Source organism: uncultured Escherichia sp. (assembly GCF_948475835.1).
GTDB lineage: Bacteria > Pseudomonadota > Gammaproteobacteria > Enterobacterales > Enterobacteriaceae > ECMA0423.
The window spans coordinates 1-23,524 of sequence record NZ_CAOLGM010000002.1; the positions used below are offsets into that span (position 1 = coordinate 1).

Sequence of the window (23,524 nt, forward strand, 5' to 3'; positions counted from 1 at the left end):
ATATATCACAGATAATTTTTAATATATGCGTAAATATCCTTTAAGTTTACTGAAGGATAAAAATATTGTGACTTTTTTTGATTTCTGGGGAAAAACCCGACGCGGCGAGAAAGACGGGGGCGACGACTATCACCTTCTTTGCTGGCATTCGCTGGATGTAGCCGCGATGGGCTATTTAATGGTTAAAAGAAATTGCTTCGGGCTGGCTGATTATTTTCGTCAATTAGGGATTTCTGACAAGGAACAGGCGGCTCAATTTTTCGCCTGGTTGCTGTGCTGGCACGATATTGGAAAATTTGCCCGCTCTTTTCAACAACTTTACCTGCCCCCTGAACTCAAGATTCAGGAAGGTGCCAGAAAAAATTACGAAAAAATCTCTCATTCAACGCTGGGCTACTGGTTGTGGAATCAGTATTTAAGTGAATGTCAGGAGTTACTTCCTTCATCTTCGCTCTCTCCGCGCAAACTTAGGCGAGTGATAGAAATGTGGATGCCCGTGACGACAGGGCATCATGGTCGGCCCCCTGATCGTATGGATGAATTGGATAATTTTCTGCCTGAAGACAAAGCTGCAGCACGAGATTTTCTCCTTGAAATCAAACCACTGTTTCCGCTCATAGAGATCCCCGCATTCTGGGATGATGATGAGGGCATTGAACTTATAAAACACCTTTCCTGGTATATCTCTGCAACCGTCGTGCTCGCAGACTGGACGGGTTCGTCAACGCGATTTTTTCCACGCGTCGCACACCCAATGGATATTAAAGGTTACTGGCAGAAAACTTTAATTCAGGCTCAAAACGCCTTAACCGTCTTTCCTCTAAAAGCAAAAGTCGCGCCTTTCAACGGAATTAATACGCTGTTTCCTTTTATTGAGAATCCGACACCGTTACAGCAAAAGGTGCTGGATCTGGATATCAGCCAGCAAGGACCGCAGTTATTTATTCTGGAAGATGTGACTGGCGCAGGTAAAACAGAAGCGGCGCTTATCCTGGCGCACAGGTTGATAGCTGCGGGGAAAGCTCAGGGGCTGTTTTTTGGTCTGCCAACAATGGCAACGGCCAATGCCATGTACGATCGGCTGGTCAAAACCTGGCTTGCTTTCTATTCGCCAGAATCCCGCCCCAGCCTGGTGCTGGCACATAGTGCCCGCACATTAATGGACCGCTTTAATGAATCACTCTGGTCTGGTGATTTAGTCGGGTCAGAAGAACCGGATGAACAAACGTTCAGTCAGGGATGTGCGGCCTGGTTTGCCGACAGTAACAAGAAGGCGTTGCTGGCTGAAATTGGCGTCGGCACGCTGGATCAGGCGATGATGGCGGTGATGCCGTTCAAACATAATAATCTGCGGCTTCTGGGGCTGAGTAACAAAATCCTGCTGGCTGATGAGATCCACGCCTGTGACGCTTACATGTCGTGCATTCTTGAAGGGTTGATCGAGCGGCAGGCGCGTGGCGGAAACAGCGTTATTTTGCTTTCTGCCACGTTATCTCAACAGCAGCGCGACAAACTCGTCGCTGCCTTTGCGCGGGGTACAGAGGGCCTGCAAGAAGCTCCGTTCCTGGAAAAGGATGATTACCCCTGGCTGACGCATGTCACGAAATCCGATGTGAACTCACACCGGGTAGCGACGCGCAAAGACGTTGAGCGTAGCGTCAGCGTGGGTTGGCTTCATAGTGAACAAGAGTGTATTGCGCGTATCGAATCGGCGGTAAGTCAGGGGAAATGCATCGCCTGGATCCGGAATTCTGTCGATGACGCTATTAAGGTTCATCGTCAGCTGCTTGCCCGCGGCGTCATTCCTGCTTCCAGCCTTTCACTTTTTCATAGCCGCTTTGCTTTTAGCGATCGCCAGCGAATTGAAACGGAGACACTGGCACGCTTTGGTAAATATTGTAGTTTACAGAGAGCGTCGCAAGTCATTGTTTGTACACAAGTAATTGAGCAAAGCGTGGATATTGACCTGGACGAAATGATCTCCGACCTGGCCCCTGTTGATTTGCTGATTCAGCGAGCAGGACGATTACAGCGGCATATCCGCGATATTAATGGTCAGTTAAAGCGTGACGGAAAGGACGAGCGTTCCCCCCCTGAATTGCTGATTCTGGCTCCCGTCTGGGACGACTCTCCTGGCGACGAATGGTTTGGCAGTGCCATGCGTAACAGTGCATTTGTCTATCCCGATCATGGGCGAATCTGGCTGACGCAGCGTGTGCTGCGTGAGCAAGGTGCTATTCAGATGCCACACGCAGCCCGGCTTCTTATTGAATCCGTCTACGGTGAGGACGTGGTAATGCCGGAAGGATTTGCCCGCAGCGAGCAGGAGCAAGTGGGCAAATATTACTGCGATCGCGCAATGGCTAAAAAGTTTGTGCTGAACTTCAGGCCCGGCTATGCCGCCAATATCAACGATTACCTCCCGGAAAAACTGTCGACACGTCTGGCTGAGGAGTCTGTTTCCCTGTGGCTGGCTACCTGTATTGACGGTGTGGTGAAGCCTTATGCCACCGGTGCTCACGCATGGGAAATGAGCGTTGTCAGAGTGCGCCGAAGCTGGTGGAAAAAACATCGGGATGAGTTTTCTTTACTGGAGGGAGAGGCGTTCAGGCTGTGGTGCATTGAACAGCGACAAGATCCGGAGATGGCAAACGTGATTTTAGTCAACGATGACGAAAGTTGCGGGTATTCGGCTACGGAAGGATTGATTGGCAAGGTTGGTTGAGATGTCTGCGACAGGACTCTCTGAATAGTTGATACACCGAAAAGGATGGAAAGATGGACAACCGACCTGGGATGGTCTTTTTTACGAGAGGATGCGTATGAACTCGTTTTCACTTCTGACAACCCCGTGGTTGCCTGTTCGTTTTAAAGACGGAACGACAGGCAAGCTGGCACCAGTCGATCTGGCTGATGAAAATGTTGTCGATATCGCTGCGCCGCGGGCAGATCTCCAGGGTGCGGCCTGGCAGTTTTTGCTGGGGCTACTACAAACCAGCTTCGCGCCCAAAAATCACGGTCGTTGGGATGATATCTGGGAAGACGGACTGGAGGCTGAAAAGCTACGGGAAGCATTGCTGTCCTTAGAACACGCTTTCCAGTTTGGGGCAGATTCCCCTTCATTTATGCAGGATTTCGAGGCGCTCAAGGGAGATAAAGTTCAGGTCGCTTCGCTACTGCCTGAGATTCCCGGCGCTCAAACAACGAAGTTTAATAAAGACCACTTTATTAAGCGTGGCGTGACTGAACACGTATGCCCTCATTGTTCCGCGTTAGCTCTGTTCTCCCTACAGTTAAATGCGCCATCAGGCGGCAAAGGCTATCGCACCGGTTTGCGCGGCGGTGGGCCGATGACCACTCTGATTGAATTACAGGAATATCAAGGCAATCAACAAACGCCCTTGTGGCGCAAACTGTGGCCCAATGTGATGCCGCAGGATGAAGCCGACTTACCGCTACCCAAAAAATTTGACGATCTGGTTTTCCCCTGGCTTGGCCCGACGCGAACCAGCGAACTGGCCGGTGCGGTGGTAACCCATGATCAGGTCAATAAACTCCAGGCTTACTGGGGAATGCCGCGCCGTATTCGTATTGATTTTAATACCACGACAGTCGGCAACTGCGATATTTGCGGTGAACAGAGCGACGCGCTCCTGAGCCTGATGACGACCAAAAATTACGGTGCGAATTATGCCATGTGGCAGCATCCCTTAACGCCTTACCGTATACCACTTAAAGAGGGTGGCGAGTTTTACTCGGTCAAACCACAACCGGGCGGTTTAATCTGGCGCGACTGGTTAGGCCTTATCGAAACGGGTAAATCAGAAAACAATACGGAACTTCCCGCGCTGGTGGTGAAACTCTTTAATGCCAGCAGTCTGAAACAGGCAAAAGTAGGCCTGTGGGGATTTGGCTATGATTTCGACAACATGAAAGCGCGCTGTTGGTACGAACACCATTTCCCGCTGCTGCTCAAGAAAAAAGAAGGCCAGATACCGAAACTGCGTCTGGCTGCGCAAACGGCTTCACGGATTCTAAGTCTGTTACGAAGTGCATTGAAAGAAGCGTGGTTCTCCGATCCAAAAGGTGCACGGGGTGATTTCAGTTTTGTGGATATCGACTTCTGGAACAAAACTCAGCATCGCTTCCTGAGGTTAGTGCGCCAAATTGAAGAAGGTCAGGATGCGGACGAATTACTCGGCAAATGGCAAAAGGAAATTTGGTTATTCGCGCGTCAGGATTTTGACGAGCGTGTATTCACCAATCCATATGAGCCTGTTGATTTGAAACGCGTTATGACCGCGCGCAAGAAATATTTCACAACATCGGCGGAGAAGCAAAGTGCTAAAGCCGCCAGGGAGAAAAAGCAGGAGGCTGCTGAATGAGTATTGTAAAAGAGGAGCACAAAGCCACGCTGCGCAAATGGCACGAGGAATTGCAGGAGAAACGTGGCGAACGTGCCAGTCTGCGGCGTAGTACGACGGTTAATGATGTTTGTCTGACGGATGGATTTCGCCTGTTTCTGAAGAACAGACAAATAAAGTGGCAGGATGAACCTGAGTGGCGTATCACCGCACTGGCGCTGATAGCCGCAGTTAGCGCCAATGTTAAAGCTATTGATGAACGGCAGCCTTTTGCCGCGCAGCTGGCGGCGGTAATGTCAAAGGGGCGTTTTACTCGTCTGTCGGCAGTAAAAACACCGGATGAATTACTGCGCCAGTTACGCCGCGCAGTCAGATTATTAAACGGTTCCGTCAATCTTGACTCTCTGGCAGAGGGGGTCTTCCGTTGGTGCCAGGAGAGCGACGACCTGCTCAATCATCACCGCCGCCAGCAGCGGCCAACCGAATTTATCCGTATCCGCTGGGCGCTGGAATATTACCAGGCTGGCGACGCCGATAACGAACAAAATCAATAAAGGACTATCTCATGACAACATTTATTCAGCTTCATTTGTTAACCGCTTACCCTGCTGCCAACCTTAACCGTGATGATACCGGTGCGCCAAAAACTGTGGTGCTGGGTGGAGCAACGCGTCTGCGCGTTTCCTCGCAAAGTCTGAAACGTGCGTGGCGCACTTCTGCACTTTTTGAACAGGCACTGGCGGGCCATATTGGTATTCGCAGTGGGCGTATTGCGCGTGAGGCGGCAACTATCCTGATTGAGAAAGGAATCGAAGAGAAAAAAGCCATCGAATGGGCGGCAAAAATTGCAGATTATCTTGGGAAAGCTAAAAACGACAAAAAACCAAAAGATCCGCTCACTAACGCCGAAACTGAACAGTTAGTCCATATCAGCCCGGCAGAATTTGACGCCGTAAAAGTGCTGGCCCATCAGCTTGCAGAAGAAAAGCGCGCGCCAAAAGAGGAAGATCTCGCGTTGTTACGCAAAGACCGTATGGCGGTAGATATTGCCATGTTTGGTCGTATGCTGGCGAATAAACCCGAGTTTAATGTTGAAGCCGCCTGCCAGGTAGCGCACGCATTTGGTGTCAGTGAAACGATTGTCGAAGATGATTTTTTCACCGCCGTTGATGATTTGCGCCAGGCTTCTGAAGATGCCGGTGCCGGGCATCTTGGTGAAACCGGATTCGGTTCTGCACTGTTCTACACCTATATCTGCATTGATAAAGATCTGCTGGTCGAAAACCTTGGCGGTGACGAAGCGTTAGCTAATCAGACCATACGTGCCTTTACGGAAGCCGCACTTAAAGTCTCCCCAACCGGCAAACAGAACAGCTTTGCCAGCCGTGCCTACGCCTCCTGGGCGCTGGCAGAAAAAGGCACCGATCAACCGCGTTCTCTGGCGGCAGCTTTCTATGAACCCATTAATGGCACCCGTCAGTTAGAGGTGGCGGTGCAGCGTATTACAACTCTTCGCGAAAATATGAATACGGTCTACGAACAGAAGACCGATTACGCAAGTTTTGACGTGATGAACAAACAGGGAAGCATGAAGGACGTGCTGGACTTTATCTGCGCGTAAGGGGCGGCTTATGAGCCAATATCTGATTTTTCAGCTTCATGGGCCGATGGCATCCTGGGGCGTCGATGCCCCCGGCGAAGTGCGTCATACCCATGAACTGCCTTCGCGCTCAGCATTGCTGGGGCTGCTGGCTGCCGGGGTAGGGATCCGGCGTGATGATACCGAACGCTTAAACGCGTTTAATCGCCACTATTCACTGGTGGTTTGCGCCAGCCGTAACCCGCGCTGGGCACGGGATTATCACACGGTCCAGATGCCAAAAGAGGTGCGTAAAGCACGTTATTTCAGCCGTCGCGAAGAGTTGAGCGCCCCTGAGCTTTTGAGCGCGATTATCTCCCGGCGCGACTACTACACCGATGCCTGGTGGATGGTGGCGGTGGCAACAACCCCCGATGCGCCTTACAGCCTCGAACAGTTGCAGGACGGTTTACGCCATCCGGTTTTTCCGCTTTATCTGGGGCGAAAAAGTCATCCGCTGGCGTTACCACTTGCGCCGTTACTACTCGAAGGCAACGCGTCGGATACCTTACGTAACGCATACCAACAGTATCAGGATCATTTCCGCAAACTGAAAGTCTCACTCCCAAAACTTCAGGATGAATGCTGGTGGGAAGGGGAACACGACGGCCTGGTCGCGAGCAAAATATTACGCCGTCGGGATGTTCCTTTAAATCGTCAGCAGTGGTTGTTTGGGGAACGCACCGTCAATCAGGGGCCGTGGCTCAGCAAGGAGGAACCATGTACCTCTCAAGAATAACCTTACATACCGGCCAGCTTTCCCCAGCGCAGTTGCTGCATCTGGTGGATCGCGGTGAATATGTGATGCATCAGTGGCTGTGGGATCTCTTCCCTGGCGGCAAAAAAAGGCAATTTCTTTATCGTCGGGAAGAACTCCAGGGCGCGTTTCGCTTTTTTGTCCTCTCGCAGGAACGCCCGGCGGAAAGTGAAACTTTCACCATCGAATGCCGACCATTTGTGTCCGAGCTGCGTACCGGACAATCTCTTTGTTTCAACCTGCGGGCGAATCCAACAATCTGTAAAGCGGGCAAGCGCCACGATCTGCTGATGGAGGCGAAACGGCAGGTGAAGGGGCAGGCGGAAGGGCGTGATATCTGGTTGCATCAACAACAGGCGGCGCTGGACTGGCTGGCAGCGCAGGGGGAAAGAAGTGGTTTTACACTACTGGATACCTCGGTTGATGCCTACCGACAACAACAACTCCGGCGGGAAAACACCCGGCAACTGATCCAGTTCAGTAGCGTGGATTATACGGGGATGCTTACGGTCACCGATCCTGGGTTATTTCTGCAACGTCTGAGCCAGGGGTATGGCAAAAGCCGGGCGTTCGGCTGTGGTCTGATGCTGATCAAACCCGGAGCCGAGGCGTGACGTTTGTACCACTGAGCCCGATCCCATTAAAAGATCGCACCACCATGATCTTCCTCCAGTACGGTCAGATCGACGTACTGGACGGCGCTTTCGTGCTGATCGACAAAACAGGGATCCGCACACATATTCCGGTAGGATCGGTCGCCTGCATTATGCTCGAACCGGGAACGAGAGTTTCCCACGCGGCGGTGCATCTGGCCGCCACGGTGGGAACACTGCTGGTCTGGGTCGGTGAAGCGGGCGTTCGCGTTTACTCATCCGGACAACCCGGAGGGGCGCGGGCAGATAAATTACTCTACCAGGCAAAGCTGGCTTTAACGGAAGATCTACGCCTGAAGGTGGTGCGCAAAATGTATGAATTACGTTTTCGTGAGCCACCGCCAGCTCGCCGTTCAGTGGAGCAGCTACGTGGAATTGAGGGATCTCGCGTTCGCCAGACGTATGCATTACTGGCGAAACAATATGGTGTGAAATGGAATGGTCGCAAATACGATCCTAAAGACTGGGAAAAAGGCGATGTTGTGAATCGCTGCATCAGTGCTGCTACATCATGTCTGTACGGTATATCTGAAGCGGCAGTATTAGCCGCGGGATATGCGCCCGCTATTGGGTTTATCCATAGTGGCAAACCGCTTTCATTTGTTTATGACATAGCCGATATCATTAAATTTGATTCGGTTGTACCAAAGGCATTTGAAATAGCGGCGAGGCAACCCGCAGAACCTGATAAAGAAGTCAGATTAGCCTGTCGTGATATTTTCCGTAGCACTAAGTTAACGGGCAAATTAATACCGTTAATTGAGGAAGTCCTTGCCGCAGGTGAAATTGAACCGCCACAACCTGCGCCGGATATGTTACCGCCAGCCATCCCCGAACCTGAAACGTTGGGCGATAGCGGTCATCGAGGACGCGGCTGATGAGCATGGTCGTGGTTGTTACAGAAAATGTCCCGCCGCGCTTACGTGGACGGCTCGCAATCTGACTACTGGAAGTGCGTGCCGGTGTGTATGTTGGTGATACATCAAAACGTATTCGGGAGATGATCTGGCAGCAAATTACCCAACTGGCAGGTTGTGGAAATGTGGTCATGGCCTGGGCGACAAATACTGAGTCTGGTTTTGAGTTTCAGACCTGGGGCAAAAACAGACGTATTCCGGTGGATTTGGATGGGTTACGTTTGGTTTCTTTTCTTCCTGTTGATAATCAATAAGTTAGACGTTCTTTAAAAATAAGGAAATGTTTGAATTTAGTTGGTAGATTGTTGATGTGGAATAAATTTGTTTAAAAACAGATATGTATGCTTAGTGTGTTCCCCGCGCCAGCGGGGATAAACCGATTAACGCGGCCCGCCTCTGCGTTGGCGTGAAGTGTTCCCCGCGCCAGCGGGGATAAACCGCGCGTTTCTGGAACCGTAATTTGCTGCGGTATGTGTTCCCCGCGCCAGCGGGGATAAACCGCTATTGGCCTCACTGCCACCGCAGTTAATACTGTGTTCCCCGCGCCAGCGGGGATAAACCGGTGGTTACCTAGTTGCTATGTGTTCGTGACAAGTGTTCCCCGCGCCAGCGGGGATAAACCGCGCCGAGCGTGGCGCGGATATAAAAAAGCCCCGTGTTCCCCGCGCCAGCGGGGATAAACCGGAATATCGGGTGCCAGCCTGGACGCTGGCCGAGTGTTCCCCGCGCCAGCGGGGATAAACCGACGCGAATCGGCGGTTTTGAGCGGGTAGCAAAGTGTTCCCCGCGCCAGCGGGGATAAACCGCTCCGCTCTGTGTTCGATAAACTCATCCAGCAGTGTTCCCCGCGCCAGCGGGGATAAACCGAATTAAAATCCCCGTTTCTGTTACATGGGCGAGTGTTCCCCGCGCCAGCGGGGATAAACCGAATTTTCTTCATTGCTCAAACAGGCTGCATAACGTGTTCCCCGCGCCAGCGGGGATAAACCGGACTCAACCGCGCTTCCCGGCCTCACCACTGCGTGTTCCCCGCGCCAGCGGGGATAAACCGGCGAAAAAATACGGCTGGATGCGACAAAAAAAGTGTTCCCCGCGCCAGCGGGGATAAACCGGAGAAGAAGCTCCTGAGCTAACCGTTGAAGAGCGTGTTCCCCGCGCCAGCGGGGATAAACCGCCAAAGAAGAACAACGAGCCAACTGGTTTCAGGTGTTCCCCGCGCCAGCGGGGATAAACCGGCAATTTGTTGTCCGCGATCCGGTACGCGCGTGTGTTCCCCGCGCCAGCGGGGATAAACCGCGGCTATGGAATTTATGGAGAAGTTTGGTTTTGTGTTCCCCGCGCCAGCGGGGATAAACCGGGCGCACTGGATGCGATGATGGATATCACTTAGAATTCCCCGCCCCTGCGGTAGAACACCCAGCTCCCATTTTCAAACCCATCAAGACGCCTTCGCCAACTCCTTCACCAGAGGTAGCATTATCCGCATAACGTCACGGCAGCGACGTTCTATTCTTCCAGGAAGTGCCTTATCAATATGCTGTTGATTATCCAGTCTTACGTCATGCCAGCTATTTCCCGCAGGGAATGCGGCTGTTTTTGCGCGTTGCTGATAACCATCCTTATTCCCAAGATTCCAGTTAGTCGCTTCCACCGAAAGTACAGCAATGCCCGCTTTGTCGAATATTTCTGCGTCATTACAACACCCAGTGCCTTTCGGATAATTTTTATTCAAACCCGGATTGGTCGTTGCGGCTATTCCGTGACTGCGCGCAATTGCCAGCGCCCTGTCGCGCGTTAATTTCCTTACTGCTTCAGGGGTTTTTACACCGCTGTTGAAATACAATTTATCGCCAACAATTAAGTTATCGAGATTAATCACCAGCAGCGTATTTTTCTTTTCGGTGTCACTCATCCGCTTGAGTAAATTCTCAGCGCCTAATTTCCCTTCCTCTTCGCCGCTGGTCGCCACAAATCGAATACCATACTCGGTAGGCGTATTTTTCAGGCGTTCTGCCAATTCCAGCATGACACCTAAACCTGCGGCGTTATCATCCATTCCTTGTAACGTCAGCCCGCCGAGATTGGCATCGGCGTCAGCATCGCTCAGCGGGGCGTAAGTATCCAGATGCGCCATAATGATGATCTGCTGCGGCGCTTTGCCTTCATGAGCGGCAATCACCGTACTTCCTGTCACGTTATGCCAGTTCTTGCGATTATCGCGGGCGGTATAAATATACCGACTATTAAATGTCCGAATATCACTGCGATAACCCATTTGCTGAAACTGTTGGCGAATATAATCGGCAGATAACATTTCTGCTGGAGTTCCGGTCATGCGTCCCGGAAAGAAAGTAGCAATATGTCGTGCCTGGGTATTAGCAAAATCGCCAGGTTTAGGTGACGAGGCGTGTACGGGGAGAATAAAGCATACGCCGAGCGCCAGGGCAGCGGTACGGTGGCGCAATGCGGAAAACATAGTGAGTCCTTAAATACCATGCAAATTTTTTTACCGCCATAGTATGAAACTGCCGCTGCGCTAAAACAATTTCAAATCTTCCTAAACGCCCGAAATCCGGTGCCTTAAGCACTTTTTGATATTAGCTTTGCCAAATCGTTATTCCGTTAAGGAACTACTCATTCTAATTGGTAATTTCATTCGTTCTCTTACGCTCCCTATAGTCGAAACATCTGATGGCAAGAAAATAGCGGTATTGCAAAGGAACGGTTATGGATCAAATACGACTTACTCACCTGCGGCAACTGGAGGCGGAAAGCATCCACATTATTCGCGAGGTGGCGGCAGAATTCTCAAATCCGGTGATGCTCTACTCTATCGGTAAAGATTCCAGCGTCATGCTGCATCTGGCGCGCAAGGCGTTTTATCCAGGTACGCTGCCTTTCCCGTTGCTGCATGTCGATACCGGCTGGAAATTCCGCGAGATGTATGAGTTCCGCGATCGTACGGCGAAAGCCTACGGCTGCGAGCTGCTGGTGCATAAAAACCCGGAAGGCGTGGCGATGGGGATTAATCCATTCGTGCACGGCAGCGCGAAACATACCGATATTATGAAAACTGAAGGCCTGAAACAGGCGCTGAACAAATACGGTTTTGATGCCGCCTTCGGTGGTGCGCGCCGTGACGAAGAGAAATCCCGCGCTAAAGAGCGAATCTACTCTTTCCGTGACCGCTTCCATCGCTGGGATCCGAAAAATCAGCGCCCGGAGCTGTGGCACAACTACAACGGGCAAATTAACAAAGGCGAAAGCATCCGCGTCTTCCCGCTCTCTAACTGGACCGAGCAGGATATCTGGCAATACATCTGGCTGGAAAATATCGACATTGTGCCGCTGTATCTCGCTGCGGAACGTCCGGTTCTGGAACGCGACGGTATGTTGATGATGATTGATGACAACCGTATCGACCTGCAACCGGGCGAAGTGATTAAAAAACGGATGGTGCGTTTCCGTACGCTGGGCTGCTGGCCGCTGACCGGTGCGGTGGAGTCAAATGCACAAACACTGCCGGAGATCATCGAAGAGATGCTGGTTTCCACCACCAGTGAACGTCAGGGCCGCGTGATTGACCGCGACCAGGCGGGGTCTATGGAGCTGAAAAAACGTCAGGGGTATTTTTAAGATGAACACCGCACTTGCACAACAAATCGCTAATGAAGGCGGCGTCGAAGCCTGGATGATTGCGCAACAACATAAAAGCCTGCTGCGTTTTCTGACCTGTGGTAGCGTCGATGACGGCAAAAGTACCCTGATTGGTCGCCTGCTGCACGATACCCGCCAAATCTACGAAGATCAGCTCTCATCGCTGCATAACGACAGTAAGCGTCACGGCACCCAGGGCGAAAAACTGGATCTGGCTCTGCTGGTGGACGGCCTGCAAGCTGAGCGCGAACAGGGCATCACTATTGATGTGGCCTACCGCTATTTCTCTACCGAGAAGCGTAAATTTATTATCGCCGACACCCCCGGGCACGAGCAGTATACCCGCAATATGGCGACCGGCGCCTCAACGTGTGAGCTGGCGATCTTACTGATCGATGCCCGTAAAGGCGTGCTCGATCAAACCCGTCGTCACAGTTTTATCTCCACGCTGCTGGGGATCAAACATCTGGTCGTAGCGATCAACAAAATGGATCTGGTGGATTACAGTGAAGAGACATTCACCCGCATTCGTGAAGACTACCTGACTTTCGCCGAACAGTTACCTGGCAATCTGGATATTCGCTTTGTGCCGCTCTCTGCGCTGGAAGGCGACAACGTGGCTTCGCAAAGTGAAAGTATGCCGTGGTACAGCGGTCCGACACTGCTCGAAGTGCTGGAAACCGTGGAGATCCAGCGAGTGGTGGATGCTCAGCCAATGCGCTTCCCGGTGCAGTACGTTAATCGCCCGAATCTCGATTTTCGTGGCTACGCCGGAACGCTGGCATCCGGTCGCGTGGAAGTCGGGCAACGTGTCAAAGTGCTGCCCTCTGGTGTGGAATCAAACGTCGCGCGGATCGTGACTTTTGATGGTGATCGCGAAGAAGCCTTTGCCGGAGAAGCGATCACCCTGGTGCTGACGGATGAGATCGACATCAGCCGTGGCGATCTGCTGCTGGCGGCAGACGAAGCGTTACCGGCGGTGCAGAGCGCGTCGGTGGATGTGGTATGGATGGCGGAACAGCCGCTTTCCCCGGGCCAGAGTTACGACATCAAAATTGCCGGTAAGAAGACGCGCGCGCGTATTGATGGCATTCGCTATCAGGTTGATATTAATAACCTTACCCAGCGTGAAGTTGAAAACCTGCCACTGAATGGGATCGGCCTCGTGGATCTCACTTTTGACGAGCCGCTGGTGTTAGATCGTTATCAACAAAATCCGGTGACGGGTGGGCTGATTTTTATCGATCGCCTGAGCAATGTGACCGTGGGTGCCGGTATGGTGCACGAGCCAGTTAGCCAGGCAACTGCTGCGCCATCTGAATTCAGTGCATTCGAACTGGAATTGAATGCTCTGGTTCGTCGCCACTTTCCGCACTGGGGCGCGCGCGATTTGCTGGGGGATAAATAATGGCGCTGCATGACGAAAACGTCGTCTGGCATAGCCATCCGGTCACTGTGCAACAACGCGAGCTACACCACGGTCATCGTGGTGTAGTGCTGTGGTTTACCGGCCTCTCCGGGTCCGGTAAATCAACGGTCGCCGGGGCGCTGGAGGAGGCGTTACATAAACTCGGCGTCAGTACGTATCTGCTGGATGGCGATAATGTTCGCCACGGATTATGCAGCGATCTCGGTTTTAGCGATGCCGATCGTAAAGAGAATATCCGTCGCGTCGGTGAAGTGGCGAATTTGATGGTTGAAGCCGGACTGGTAGTGCTGACCGCATTTATCTCGCCACACCGCGCCGAACGCCAGATGGTTCGTGAACGCGTAGGAGAAGGGCGCTTTATCGAAGTGTTTGTCGATACGCCGCTGGCGATTTGCGAAGCCCGCGATCCAAAAGGCTTATATAAGAAAGCGCGTGCCGGTGAACTGCGCAACTTTACGGGAATAGATTCCGTTTACGAAGCGCCTGAATCGGCAGAAATTCATCTCAATGGTGAACAATTAGTAACAAATTTGGTACAGCAATTATTAGATCTGTTGAGACAGAACGATATTATCAGATCCTGAGACACCACCGGGTTTCCATGCCCGGTTCGTCAAAGTAACAGGATCAAATATGCGTAATAGCCATAACATTACACTAACAAATAACGACAGCCTTACTGAGGATGAAGAAACCACATGGTCACTGCCTGGTGCCGTGGTCGGTTTTATCTCCTGGTTATTTGCGCTGGCGATGCCGATGTTGATTTATGGCTCTAACACGCTGTTCTTCTTTATCTACACCTGGCCTTTCTTTCTGGCGCTGATGCCCGTCGCGGTAGTGGTGGGGATTGCGCTGCATTCATTGATGGACGGAAAGCTACGCTACAGTATTGTTTTCACCCTGGTGACAGTAGGCATTATGTTTGGCGCACTGTTTATGTGGCTACTGGGCTAATTTGTACTTTCCCGTCTCCTCTGTTCATAATTCAAACCGTAACTAATAATGAGATTATGTTCTGCACGCCCTGGGTATACGTAACAATGGACAAATGTGGTACATTTGCCCGCGTTGTCGCGGTATCCCCAACAGAGGATGTAGAGTCGTCTTCGGATGCATGGGATGATGATGCCGTTTTTCAGGGGGCAGGATGGGTAAACTAACGCTGCTGTTGCTGGCTATTCTGGTCTGGCTACAGTATTCGCTGTGGTTCGGTAAGAACGGTATACATGACTATACCCGCGTCAATGATGATGTGGCGGCACAGCAAGCTACAAACGCGAAACTTAAAGCGCGAAACGATCAACTTTTTGCCGAAATTGACGATCTCAATGGCGGCCAGGAGGCGCTCGAAGAGCGTGCGCGTAATGAACTCAGCATGACCAGGCCGGGCGAAACTTTTTATCGTCTGGTGCCTGACGCGTCGAAGCGCGCACAGTCTGCGGGGCAAAACAATCGATAAATCAGCCCGGGAATTAACATGGCAACCACTCATTTGGATGTTTGCGCCGTGGTTCCGGCGGCCGGATTTGGCCGTCGAATGCAAACGGAATGTCCTAAGCAATATCTCTCAATCGGTAATCAAACCATTCTTGAACACTCGGTGCATGCGCTGCTGGCGCATCCCCGGGTGAAACGTGTCGTCATTGCCATAAGTCCTGGCGATAGCCGTTTTGCACAACTTCCTCTGGCGAATCATCCGCAAATCACCGTTGTAGATGGCGGTGATGAGCGTGCCGATTCCGTGCTGGCAGGTTTGAAAGCCGCTGGCGACGCGCAGTGGGTATTGGTGCATGACGCCGCTCGTCCTTGTCTGCATCAGGATGACCTCGCGCGATTGTTGGCGTTGAGCGAAACCAGCCGCACGGGAGGGATCCTAGCCGCACCAGTGCGCGATACGATGAAACGTGCCGAACCGGGCAAAAATGCCATTGCTCATACCGTTGATCGCAACGGCTTATGGCACGCGCTGACGCCGCAATTTTTCCCTCGTGAGCTGTTACATGACTGTCTGACGCGCGCTCTAAATGAAGGCGCGACTATTACCGACGAAGCCTCGGCGCTGGAATATTGCGGATTCCATCCTCAGTTGGTCGAAGGCCGTGCGGATAACATTAAAGTCACGCGCCCGGAAGATTTGGCACTGGCCGAGTTTTACCTCACCCGAACCATCCATCAGGAGAATACATAATGCGAATTGGACACGGTTTTGACGTACATGCCTTTGGCGGTGAAGGCCCAATTATCATTGGTGGCGTACGCATTCCTTACGAAAAAGGATTGCTGGCGCATTCTGATGGCGACGTGGCGCTCCATGCGTTGACCGATGCATTGCTTGGCGCGGCGGCGCTGGGGGATATCGGCAAGCTGTTCCCGGATACCGATCCGGCATTTAAAGGTGCCGACAGCCGCGAGCTGCTACGCGAAGCCTGGCGTCGTATTCAGGCGAAGGGTTATACCCTGGGCAACGTCGATGTCACTATCATCGCTCAGGCACCGAAGATGTTGCCGCACATTCCACAAATGCGCGTGTTTATTGCCGAAGATCTCGGCTGCCATATGGATGATGTTAACGTGAAAGCCACTACTACGGAAAAACTTGGATTTACCGGACGTGGGGAAGGGATTGCCTGTGAAGCGGTGGCGCTACTCATTAAGGCAACAAAATGATTGAGTTTGATAATCTCACTTACCTCCACGGTAAACCGCAAGGCACCGGGCTGCTGAAAGCCAATCCGGAAGACTTTGTGGTGGTGGAAGATTTGGGCTTTGAGCCTGATGGTGAAGGTGAGCATATTCTGGTTAGAATCCTCAAAAACGGCTGCAATACCCGTTTTGTGGCGGATGCACTGGCGAAATTCCTGAAAATTCATGCCCGTGAAGTCAGCTTCGCTGGGCAAAAAGACAAACATGCTGTTACGGAACAGTGGTTATGCGCTCGCGTGCCAGGCAAGGAAATGCCCGATCTGAGCGCCTTTCAACTGGAAGGCTGCCGGGTGCTGGAGTATGCGCGGCACAAGCGCAAGCTGCGTTTAGGCGCGCTGAAAGGTAACGCCTTTACCCTGGTTCTGCGCGAAGTGAGCAATCGCGATGACGTTGAACAACGTCTGATCGATATTTGCGTAAAAGGTGTACCGAACTACTTCGGTGCCCAACGTTTTGGGATTGGCGGTAGCAACTTGCAAGGGGCGCAGCGCTGGGCGCAAACCAATACTCCGGTGCGCGATCGCAATAAACGGAGTTTTTGGTTGTCGGCAGCCCGCAGTGCGTTGTTTAATCAGATTGTTGCTGAGCGCCTCAAAAAAGCAGACGTTAATCAAGTTGTTGACGGCGATGCGCTACAATTAGCCGGACGTGGTAGCTGGTTTGTCGCAACCACCGAAGAACTGGCGGAATTACAGCGTCGCGTCAACGATAAAGAGCTGATGATAACCGCCGCATTGCCGGGCAGTGGCGAATGGGGAACTCAGCGTGAAGCGCTGGCATTCGAACAAGCAGCTGTCGCCGCAGAAACTGAATTACAAGCTTTACTGGTGCGCGAAAAAGTTGAAGCCGCGCGCAGAGCGATGCTGCTGTATCCGCAACAATTAAGCTGGAATTGGTGGGATGACGTCACCGTAGAGATCCGTTTCTGGCTTCCGGCGGGTAGTTTTGCAACCAGCGTTGTCAGGGAACTTATCAACACAACAGGTGATTATGCGCATATTGCTGAGTAATGATGACGGGGTACATGCACCCGGTATACAAACGCTGGCGAAAGCCTTGCGTGAGTTTGCTGACGTTCAGGTGGTCGCCCCCGATCGTAACCGCAGCGGCGCTTCAAATTCTCTGACACTGGAATCCTCCCTGCGCACGTTTACCTTTGAAAATGGTGATATTGCTGTGCAAATGGGAACCCCGACCGATTGCGTCTATCTTGGCGTGAATGCTCTGATGCGTCCGCGCCCGGACATTGTTGTGTCCGGGATTAACGCCGGGCCGAATCTGGGGGATGATGTTATTTATTCCGGTACGGTAGCCGCCGCGATGGAAGGTCGCCATTTAGGTTTTCCGGCGCTTGCCGTCTCGCTAGACGGGCATAAACATTACGACACCGCTGCGGCAGTTACCTGTTCTATTCTGCGTGCACTGTGCAAAGAACCGCTGCGAACAGGGCGTATTCTTAATATAAATGTACCGGATTTGCCGCTGGACCAAATCAAAGGAATCCGCGTGACTCGCTGTGGGAGCCGTCATCCGGCAGATCAGGTGATCCCGCAGCAAGATCCTCGTGGTAATACACTGTACTGGATTGGTCCTCCGGGGGGGAAATGTGACGCCGGGCCGGATACCGACTTCGCAGCGGTAGATGAAGGCTATGTCTCCATCACGCCGCTGCATGTGGATTTAACTGCGCATAGCGCGCAAGATGTGGTTTCAGACTGGTTAAACAGCGTGGGAGTTGGCACGCAATGGTAAGCAGACGCGTACAAGCACTTCTGGATCAATTACGTGCGCAAGGTATTCAGGATGAGCAGGTGCTGAATGCACTTGCCGCCGTGCCGCGTGAAAAATTCGTTGATGAAGCGTTTGAACAAAAAGCCTGGGACAATATCGCCTTGCCGATAGGTCAGGGGCAGACAATTTCGCAGCCGTATATGGTGGCGCGAATGACCGAATTACTCGAGCTGACGCCGCAGTCGCGGGTGCTGGAAATTGGCACTGGTTCGGGATATCAAACGGCAATCCTGGCGCATCTTGTCCAGCATGTTTGCTCGGTTGAACGGATTAAAGGCTTGCAGTGGCAGGCGCGTCGCCGCCTGAAAAATCTTGATTTACATAATGTTTCAACCCGTCATGGCGATGGATGGCAAGGTTGGCAGGCACGTGCGCCGTTTGACGCTATCATTGTTACGGCGGCACCGCCGGAAATTCCAACTGCGCTAATGACGCAGCTGGACGAAGGCGGGATTCTCGTCTTACCCGTAGGGGAGGAGCACCAGTATTTGAAACGGGTGCGTCGTCGGGGAGGCGAATTTATTATCGATACCGTGGAGGCCGTGCGCTTTGTCCCTTTAGTGAAGGGTGAGCTGGCTTAAAACGTGAGGAAATACCTGGATTTTTCCTGGTTATTTTGCCGCAGGTCAGCGTATCGTGAACATCTTTTCCAGTGTTCAGTAGGGTGCCTTGCACGGTAATTATGTCACTGGTTATTAACCAATTTTTCCTGGGGGATAAATGAGCGCGGGAAGCCCAAAATTCACCGTTCGCCGCATTGCGGCTTTGTCACTGGTTTCGCTATGGCTGGCAGGCTGTTCTGACACTTCAAATCCACCGGCACCGGTCAGCTCCGTTAATGGCAATGCGCCTGCAAATACCAATTCTGGTATGTTGATTACGCCGCCGCCGAAAATGGGGACGACGTCTACAGCCCAGCAACCGCAAATTCAGCCGGTACAGCAGCCACAAATTCAGGCTACTCAACAACCGCAAATCCAGCCAGTGCAGCCAGTAGCTCAGCAGCCGGTACAGATGGAAAACGGACGCATCGTCTATAACCGTCAGTATGGGAACATTCCGAAAGGCAGTTATAGCGGCAGTACCTATACCGTGAAAAAAGGCGACACACTTTTCTATATCGCCTGGATTACTGGCAACGATTTCCGTGACCTTGCTCAGCGCAACAATATTCAGGCACCATACGCGCTGAACGTTGGTCAGACCTTGCAGGTGGGTAATGCTTCCGGTACGCCAATCACTGGCGGAAATGCCATTACCCAGGCCGACGCAGCAGAGCAAGGAGTTGTGATCAAGCCTGCACAAAATTCCACCGTTGCTGTTGCGTCGCAACCGACAATTACGTATTCTGAATCTTCGGGTGAACAGAGTGCTAACAAAATGTTGCCGAACAACAAGCCAGCTGCGACCACGGTCACAGCGCCTGTAACGGTACCAACAGCAAGCACAACCGAGCCAACTGTCAGCAGTACATCAACCAGTACGCCTATCTCCACCTGGCGCTGGCCGACTGAGGGCAAAGTGATCGAAACCTTTGGCGCTTCTGAGGGGGGCAACAAGGGGATTGATATCGCAGGCAGCAAAGGACAGGCAATTATCGCGACCGCAGATGGCCGCGTTGTTTATGCCGGTAACGCGCTGCGCGGCTACGGTAATCTGATTATCATCAAACATAATGATGATTACCTGAGTGCCTACGCCCATAACGACACAATGCTGGTCCGGGAACAACAAGAAGTGAAGGCGGGGCAAAAAATAGCAACCATGGGTAGCACCGGAACCAGTTCAACACGCTTGCATTTTGAAATTCGTTACAAGGGGAAATCCGTAAACCCGCTGCGTTATTTGCCGCAGCGATAAATCGGCGGAACCAGGCTTTTGCTTGAATGTTCCGTCAAGGGATCACGGGTAGGAGCCACCTTATGAGTCAGAATACGCTGAAAGTTCATGATTTAAATGAAGATGCGGAATTTGATGAGAACGGAGTTGAGGTTTTTGACGAAAAGGCCTTAGTAGAAGAGGAACCCAGTGATAACGATTTGGCCGAAGAGGAACTGTTATCGCAGGGAGCCACACAGCGTGTGTTGGACGCGACTCAGCTTTACCTTGGTGAGATTGGTTATTCACCACTGTTAACGGCCGAAGAAGAAGTTTATTTTGCGCGTCGCGCACTGCGTGGAGATGTCGCCTCTCGCCGCCGGATGATCGAGAGTAACTTGCGTCTGGTGGTAAAAATTGCCCGCCGTTATGGCAATCGTGGTCTGGCGTTGCTGGACCTTATCGAAGAGGGCAACCTGGGGCTGATCCGCGCGGTAGAGAAGTTTGACCCGGAACGTGGTTTCCGCTTCTCAACATACGCAACCTGGTGGATTCGCCAGACGATTGAACGGGCGATTATGAACCAAACCCGTACTATTCGTTTGCCGATTCACATCGTAAAGGAGCTGAACGTTTACCTGCGAACCGCACGTGAGTTGTCCCATAAGCTGGACCATGAACCAAGTGCGGAAGAGATCGCAGAGCAACTGGATAAGCCAGTTGATGACGTCAGCCGTATGCTTCGTCTTAACGAGCGCATTACCTCGGTAGACACCCCGCTGGGTGGTGATTCCGAAAAAGCGTTGCTGGACATCCTGGCCGATGAAAAAGAGAACGGTCCGGAAGATACCACGCAAGATGACGATATGAAGCAGAGCATCGTCAAATGGCTGTTCGAGCTGAACGCCAAACAGCGTGAAGTGCTGGCACGTCGATTCGGTTTGCTGGGGTACGAAGCGGCAACACTGGAAGATGTAGGTCGTGAAATTGGCCTCACCCGTGAACGTGTTCGCCAGATTCAGGTTGAAGGCCTGCGCCGTTTGCGCGAAATCCTGCAAACGCAGGGGCTGAATATCGAAGCGCTGTTCCGCGAGTAAGTAAGCATCTGTCAGAAAGGCCAGTCTCAAGCGAGGCTGGCCTTTTTTCTTTCGGTTGGTGAGTCGGTGTATTTGTAGTCTGGATAAGACGCGATAGCGTCGCATCCGGAAATTTGCCCCCTATGCGTTCATCATCTTGCGCACCAGCTGCATAAACAGCTCCTGCTCTTCTCCACTCAAACGCCCCAAAAATTCCTCATCCACGCTGTCACCAATGGGTATCGCCGCAGCAAGTATCTTTTCGCCTTCGGCAGTCAACCAGACAAAGCGTCGCCGCTTATCAGCGGGGTCATGTTCACGTCTGACTAAGCCACGATTTTCCATTCTTGCCAACATTTCTGCTAACGTTGCTTTGGTGCTGACAGCTGCTTCTATCAGTGCCACCTGTTCGATACCAGGTTTATCAGCAATGGCGCGCATCACCGCGTACTGTGGTTTGGTCAGGTCAGGTAACTCGTGCTGCCAGCGAGCCGTGTGCTGCTGAAAAAGCTGTCGTAACTGATGGAACGCTTTATTTCGTAACGCCATGTAAACTCCGGGCTAATTCTCTGTCGCTATCATAGCGGTTTTTTAGTGACGAAGAAGATGTTGTTACTTTTCAATCCTTGCCGCTGTGGAAATGAAGGAGTATGTTAATAATAACGTTCGTATACGAACAATTAAGAGGATAAGCAATGAAACTGATCGTCGGGATGACAGGGGCTACCGGTGCGCCTCTTGGTGTGGCATTACTGCAAGCGCTGCGGGATATGCCGAATGTCGAGACTCATCTGGTGATGTCGAAGTGGGCGAAAACCACCATTGAACTAGAAACGCCTTACAGCGCTCACGATGTTGCTGCCCTCGCAGACTTCAGCCATAACCCGGCGGATCAGGCGGCGATCATCTCATCCGGTTCTTTTCGTACCGACGGCATGATCGTTATTCCGTGCAGTATGAAAACGCTCGCCGGTATCCGCGCTGGTTACGCCGATGGCCTGGTAGGGCGCGCGGCGGACGTCGTGCTCAAAGAAGGCCGCAAACTGGTGCTGGTGCCGCGTGAAATGCCGCTTAGCACCATCCATCTCGAAAATATGCTCGCACTTTCACGCATGGGCGTGGCGATGGTGCCGCCGATGCCTGCCTTTTATAACCATCCCGAAACGGTAGATGACATTGTCCACCATGTGGTAGCCCGCGTGCTGGATCAATTTGGCCTCGAACATCCCCATGCCAGGCGCTGGCAAGGATTGCCGCAGGCCCGGAATTTTTCTCAGGAGAATGAATAATGGCATTTGATGATTTACGCAGCTTTTTACAGGCGCTTGATGACCACGGCCAGTTACTGAAAATCAGCGAAGAGGTGAACGCTGAGCCGGATCTGGCAGCAGCAGCTAACGCCACCGGGCGTATCGGCGACGGCGCGCCCGCGCTGTGGTTTGATAATATTCGCGGCTTTACCGATGCCCGCGTGGCGATGAACACCATCGGTTCCTGGCAGAACCACGCGATTTCCCTCGGCCTGCCGCCAAATGCCCCGGTTAAAAAGCAGATTGATGAGTTTATCCGCCGCTGGGATAACTTCCCGATTGCCCCGGAGCGCCGCGCCAATCCAGCCTGGGCGCAGAACACCGTTGATGGCGACGAGATCAACCTGTTCGATATCCTGCCGCTGTTTCGTTTAAACGATGGCGATGGCGGTTTCTATCTCGACAAAGCGTGCGTGGTTTCCCGCGATCCGCTCGACCCGGATAACTTCGGCAAGCAGAACGTCGGCATCTACCGCATGGAAGTGAAGGGCAAGCGTAAGCTCGGCCTGCAACCGGTGCCGATGCACGATATCGCCCTGCATCTGCATAAAGCAGAAGAGCGCGGTGAAGATCTGCCGATTGCGATCACGCTCGGTAACGATCCGATCATCACGCTGATGGGGGCCACGCCGCTGAAATATGATCAGTCCGAGTACGAAATGGCAGGCGCGCTGCGTGAAAGCCCGTACCCGATCGCCACCGCCCCGCTGACCGGTTTTGATGTGCCGTGGGGTTCAGAAGTGATCCTCGAAGGGGTTATCGAAAGCCGTAAACGCGAAATCGAAGGGCCGTTCGGTGAGTTTACCGGGCACTACTCCGGCGGGCGTAACATGACCGTGGTGCGCATCGATAAAGTCTCTTACCGCACCAGGCCGATTTTCGAATCGCTGTACCTCGGTATGCCGTGGACCGAAATCGACTACCTGATGGGGCCAGCCACCTGCGTGCCGCTGTATCAGCAGCTGAAAGCCGAGTTCCCGGAAGTGCAGGCGGTAAACGCCATGTACACCCATGGCCTGCTGGCGATTATCTCCACCAAAAAACGCTACGGCGGCTTTGCCCGCGCGGTGGGCCTGCGCGCAATGACCACGCCGCATGGTCTGGGCTACGTGAAGATGGTGATTATGGTCGATGAAGACGTTGACCCGTTCAACCTGCCGCAGGTGATGTGGGCGCTCTCCTCGAAAGTGAACCCGGCAGGGGATTTGGTGCAGTTGCCGAATATGTCCGTGCTGGAACTCGATCCAGGCTCAAGCCCTGCGGGGATCACCGACAAGCTGATTATCGACGCCACTACGCCTGTCGCCCCGGACAACCGTGGTCACTACAGCCAACCGGTGGTGGATTTACCGGAAACCAAAGCCTGGGCTGAAAAACTGACCGCTATGCTGGCTGCACGTAAATAAG

24 protein-coding genes and 1 CRISPR repeat array are annotated in these 23,524 nt (G+C 52.6%); of the genes, 22 read left to right on the forward strand and 2 right to left on the reverse strand.

Going from position 1 to position 23,524, the window contains the following annotated elements:
• Window positions 1-25: 25 nt before the first annotated feature.
• From QZF50_RS00535 to cas2e, 8 genes are all read left to right on the forward strand, one after another.
• The gene (locus QZF50_RS00535; RefSeq protein WP_042099585.1) at window positions 26-2,725 is read left to right on the forward strand and encodes a CRISPR-associated helicase/endonuclease Cas3; all 2,700 of its coding nucleotides are present in this window, start codon (window positions 26-28) and stop codon (window positions 2,723-2,725) included.
• Window positions 2,726-2,822: 97 nt separating this feature from the next.
• The gene (casA, locus tag QZF50_RS00540) at window positions 2,823-4,385 is read left to right on the forward strand and encodes a type I-E CRISPR-associated protein Cse1/CasA (RefSeq protein WP_001084093.1); all 1,563 of its coding nucleotides are present in this window, start codon (window positions 2,823-2,825) and stop codon (window positions 4,383-4,385) included.
• A complete protein-coding gene (gene casB / locus QZF50_RS00545; RefSeq protein ID WP_000029329.1) occupies window positions 4,382-4,918 on the forward strand; it encodes a type I-E CRISPR-associated protein Cse2/CasB in 537 nt (178 codons plus the stop codon). The genes casA and casB overlap by 4 nt, the downstream gene beginning before the upstream one ends.
• Before the next feature lie 11 nt (window positions 4,919-4,929).
• On the forward strand, window positions 4,930-5,985 hold the full coding sequence (cas7e, locus tag QZF50_RS00550; protein WP_000206450.1) for a type I-E CRISPR-associated protein Cas7/Cse4/CasC: 1,056 nt from the start codon (window positions 4,930-4,932) through the stop codon (window positions 5,983-5,985).
• A 10-nt stretch (window positions 5,986-5,995) separates the two neighbouring features.
• Window positions 5,996-6,742, forward strand: a complete 747-nt coding sequence (gene cas5e / locus QZF50_RS00555; protein ID WP_000085060.1) for a type I-E CRISPR-associated protein Cas5/CasD — start codon at window positions 5,996-5,998, stop codon at window positions 6,740-6,742.
• The gene (gene cas6e / locus QZF50_RS00560) at window positions 6,724-7,374 is read left to right on the forward strand and encodes a type I-E CRISPR-associated protein Cas6/Cse3/CasE (RefSeq protein ID WP_001472112.1); all 651 of its coding nucleotides are present in this window, start codon (window positions 6,724-6,726) and stop codon (window positions 7,372-7,374) included. The genes cas5e and cas6e overlap by 19 nt, the downstream gene beginning before the upstream one ends.
• Window positions 7,371-8,291 carry a type I-E CRISPR-associated endonuclease Cas1e gene (gene cas1e, locus QZF50_RS00565; RefSeq protein ID WP_000144881.1) on the forward strand — a complete coding sequence of 307 codons (921 nt, stop codon included), beginning with the start codon at window positions 7,371-7,373 and terminating at the stop codon, window positions 8,289-8,291. The genes cas6e and cas1e overlap by 4 nt, the downstream gene beginning before the upstream one ends.
• 68 nt (window positions 8,292-8,359) lie before the next feature.
• Entirely contained in the window at window positions 8,360-8,584 is a 225-nt protein-coding gene (gene cas2e / locus QZF50_RS00570; protein WP_223716397.1) for a type I-E CRISPR-associated endoribonuclease Cas2e, read from the forward strand.
• Window positions 8,585-8,680: 96 nt separating this feature from the next.
• Window positions 8,681-9,687: direct repeats of the CRISPR family, unit length 29 nt; unit sequence GTGTTCCCCGCGCCAGCGGGGATAAACCG.
• An 81-nt stretch (window positions 9,688-9,768) separates the two neighbouring features.
• Here the strand turns inward: cas2e and iap are convergent.
• Window positions 9,769-10,806 carry an alkaline phosphatase isozyme conversion aminopeptidase gene (iap, locus tag QZF50_RS00575; protein ID WP_000490402.1) on the reverse strand — a complete coding sequence of 346 codons (1,038 nt, stop codon included), beginning with the start codon at window positions 10,804-10,806 and terminating at the stop codon, window positions 9,769-9,771.
• Between the two features lie 251 nt (window positions 10,807-11,057).
• Between iap and cysD the strand changes: the two genes are divergently transcribed.
• From cysD to rpoS, 12 genes are all read left to right on the forward strand, one after another.
• Entirely contained in the window at window positions 11,058-11,966 is a 909-nt protein-coding gene (gene cysD, locus QZF50_RS00580; RefSeq protein ID WP_000372108.1) for a sulfate adenylyltransferase subunit CysD, read from the forward strand.
• Window position 11,967: 1 nt separating this feature from the next.
• The gene (gene cysN, locus QZF50_RS00585) at window positions 11,968-13,395 is read left to right on the forward strand and encodes a sulfate adenylyltransferase subunit CysN (protein WP_001090346.1); all 1,428 of its coding nucleotides are present in this window, start codon (window positions 11,968-11,970) and stop codon (window positions 13,393-13,395) included.
• On the forward strand, window positions 13,395-14,000 hold the full coding sequence (gene cysC, locus QZF50_RS00590) for an adenylyl-sulfate kinase (RefSeq protein ID WP_001173673.1): 606 nt from the start codon (window positions 13,395-13,397) through the stop codon (window positions 13,998-14,000). Before cysN ends, cysC begins: the two co-directional genes overlap by 1 nt.
• 49 nt (window positions 14,001-14,049) lie before the next feature.
• Window positions 14,050-14,373, forward strand: coding sequence for a DUF3561 family protein (locus QZF50_RS00595; RefSeq protein WP_001246104.1), 324 nt, complete (start codon window positions 14,050-14,052; stop codon window positions 14,371-14,373).
• A 193-nt stretch (window positions 14,374-14,566) separates the two neighbouring features.
• A complete protein-coding gene (gene ftsB, locus QZF50_RS00600; RefSeq protein ID WP_000517476.1) occupies window positions 14,567-14,878 on the forward strand; it encodes a cell division protein FtsB in 312 nt (103 codons plus the stop codon).
• An 18-nt stretch (window positions 14,879-14,896) separates the two neighbouring features.
• Complete coding sequence (gene ispD, locus QZF50_RS00605; protein ID WP_000246138.1) at window positions 14,897-15,607, forward strand: 2-C-methyl-D-erythritol 4-phosphate cytidylyltransferase; 711 nt, start codon at window positions 14,897-14,899, stop codon at window positions 15,605-15,607.
• Window positions 15,607-16,086 (forward strand): 2-C-methyl-D-erythritol 2,4-cyclodiphosphate synthase, encoded by a 480-nt coding sequence (gene ispF, locus QZF50_RS00610; protein WP_001219242.1) that lies wholly within the window; start codon window positions 15,607-15,609, stop codon window positions 16,084-16,086. Before ispD ends, ispF begins: the two co-directional genes overlap by 1 nt.
• A complete protein-coding gene (gene truD / locus QZF50_RS00615) occupies window positions 16,083-17,132 on the forward strand; it encodes a tRNA pseudouridine(13) synthase TruD (RefSeq protein ID WP_061892518.1) in 1,050 nt (349 codons plus the stop codon). Before ispF ends, truD begins: the two co-directional genes overlap by 4 nt.
• A complete protein-coding gene (gene surE, locus QZF50_RS00620) occupies window positions 17,113-17,874 on the forward strand; it encodes a 5'/3'-nucleotidase SurE (protein ID WP_001472109.1) in 762 nt (253 codons plus the stop codon). The genes truD and surE overlap by 20 nt, the downstream gene beginning before the upstream one ends.
• On the forward strand, window positions 17,868-18,494 hold the full coding sequence (gene pcm, locus QZF50_RS00625; RefSeq protein ID WP_000254708.1) for a protein-L-isoaspartate O-methyltransferase: 627 nt from the start codon (window positions 17,868-17,870) through the stop codon (window positions 18,492-18,494). Before surE ends, pcm begins: the two co-directional genes overlap by 7 nt.
• Window positions 18,495-18,678: 184 nt before the next feature.
• Window positions 18,679-19,773, forward strand: coding sequence for a murein hydrolase activator NlpD (gene nlpD / locus QZF50_RS00630; protein WP_224692580.1), 1,095 nt, complete (start codon window positions 18,679-18,681; stop codon window positions 19,771-19,773).
• Window positions 19,774-19,835: 62 nt separating this feature from the next.
• Window positions 19,836-20,828, forward strand: coding sequence for an RNA polymerase sigma factor RpoS (rpoS, locus tag QZF50_RS00635; protein ID WP_000081550.1), 993 nt, complete (start codon window positions 19,836-19,838; stop codon window positions 20,826-20,828).
• 120 nt (window positions 20,829-20,948) lie between these two features.
• On the opposite strand, the gene QZF50_RS00640 is transcribed toward rpoS, so the two are convergent.
• On the reverse strand, window positions 20,949-21,356 hold the full coding sequence (locus tag QZF50_RS00640; RefSeq protein ID WP_001208070.1) for a MarR family transcriptional regulator: 408 nt from the start codon (window positions 21,354-21,356) through the stop codon (window positions 20,949-20,951).
• Between the two features lie 146 nt (window positions 21,357-21,502).
• Between QZF50_RS00640 and QZF50_RS00645 the strand changes: the two genes are divergently transcribed.
• Together QZF50_RS00645 and QZF50_RS00650 are read left to right on the forward strand one after the other, a co-directional pair.
• Entirely contained in the window at window positions 21,503-22,096 is a 594-nt protein-coding gene (locus QZF50_RS00645) for a non-oxidative hydroxyarylic acid decarboxylases subunit B (RefSeq protein ID WP_000767707.1), read from the forward strand.
• The gene (locus QZF50_RS00650; protein WP_000863195.1) at window positions 22,096-23,523 is read left to right on the forward strand and encodes a non-oxidative hydroxyarylic acid decarboxylases subunit C; all 1,428 of its coding nucleotides are present in this window, start codon (window positions 22,096-22,098) and stop codon (window positions 23,521-23,523) included. The genes QZF50_RS00645 and QZF50_RS00650 overlap by 1 nt, the downstream gene beginning before the upstream one ends.
• The last annotated feature ends 1 nt before the right edge of the window (window position 23,524 follow it).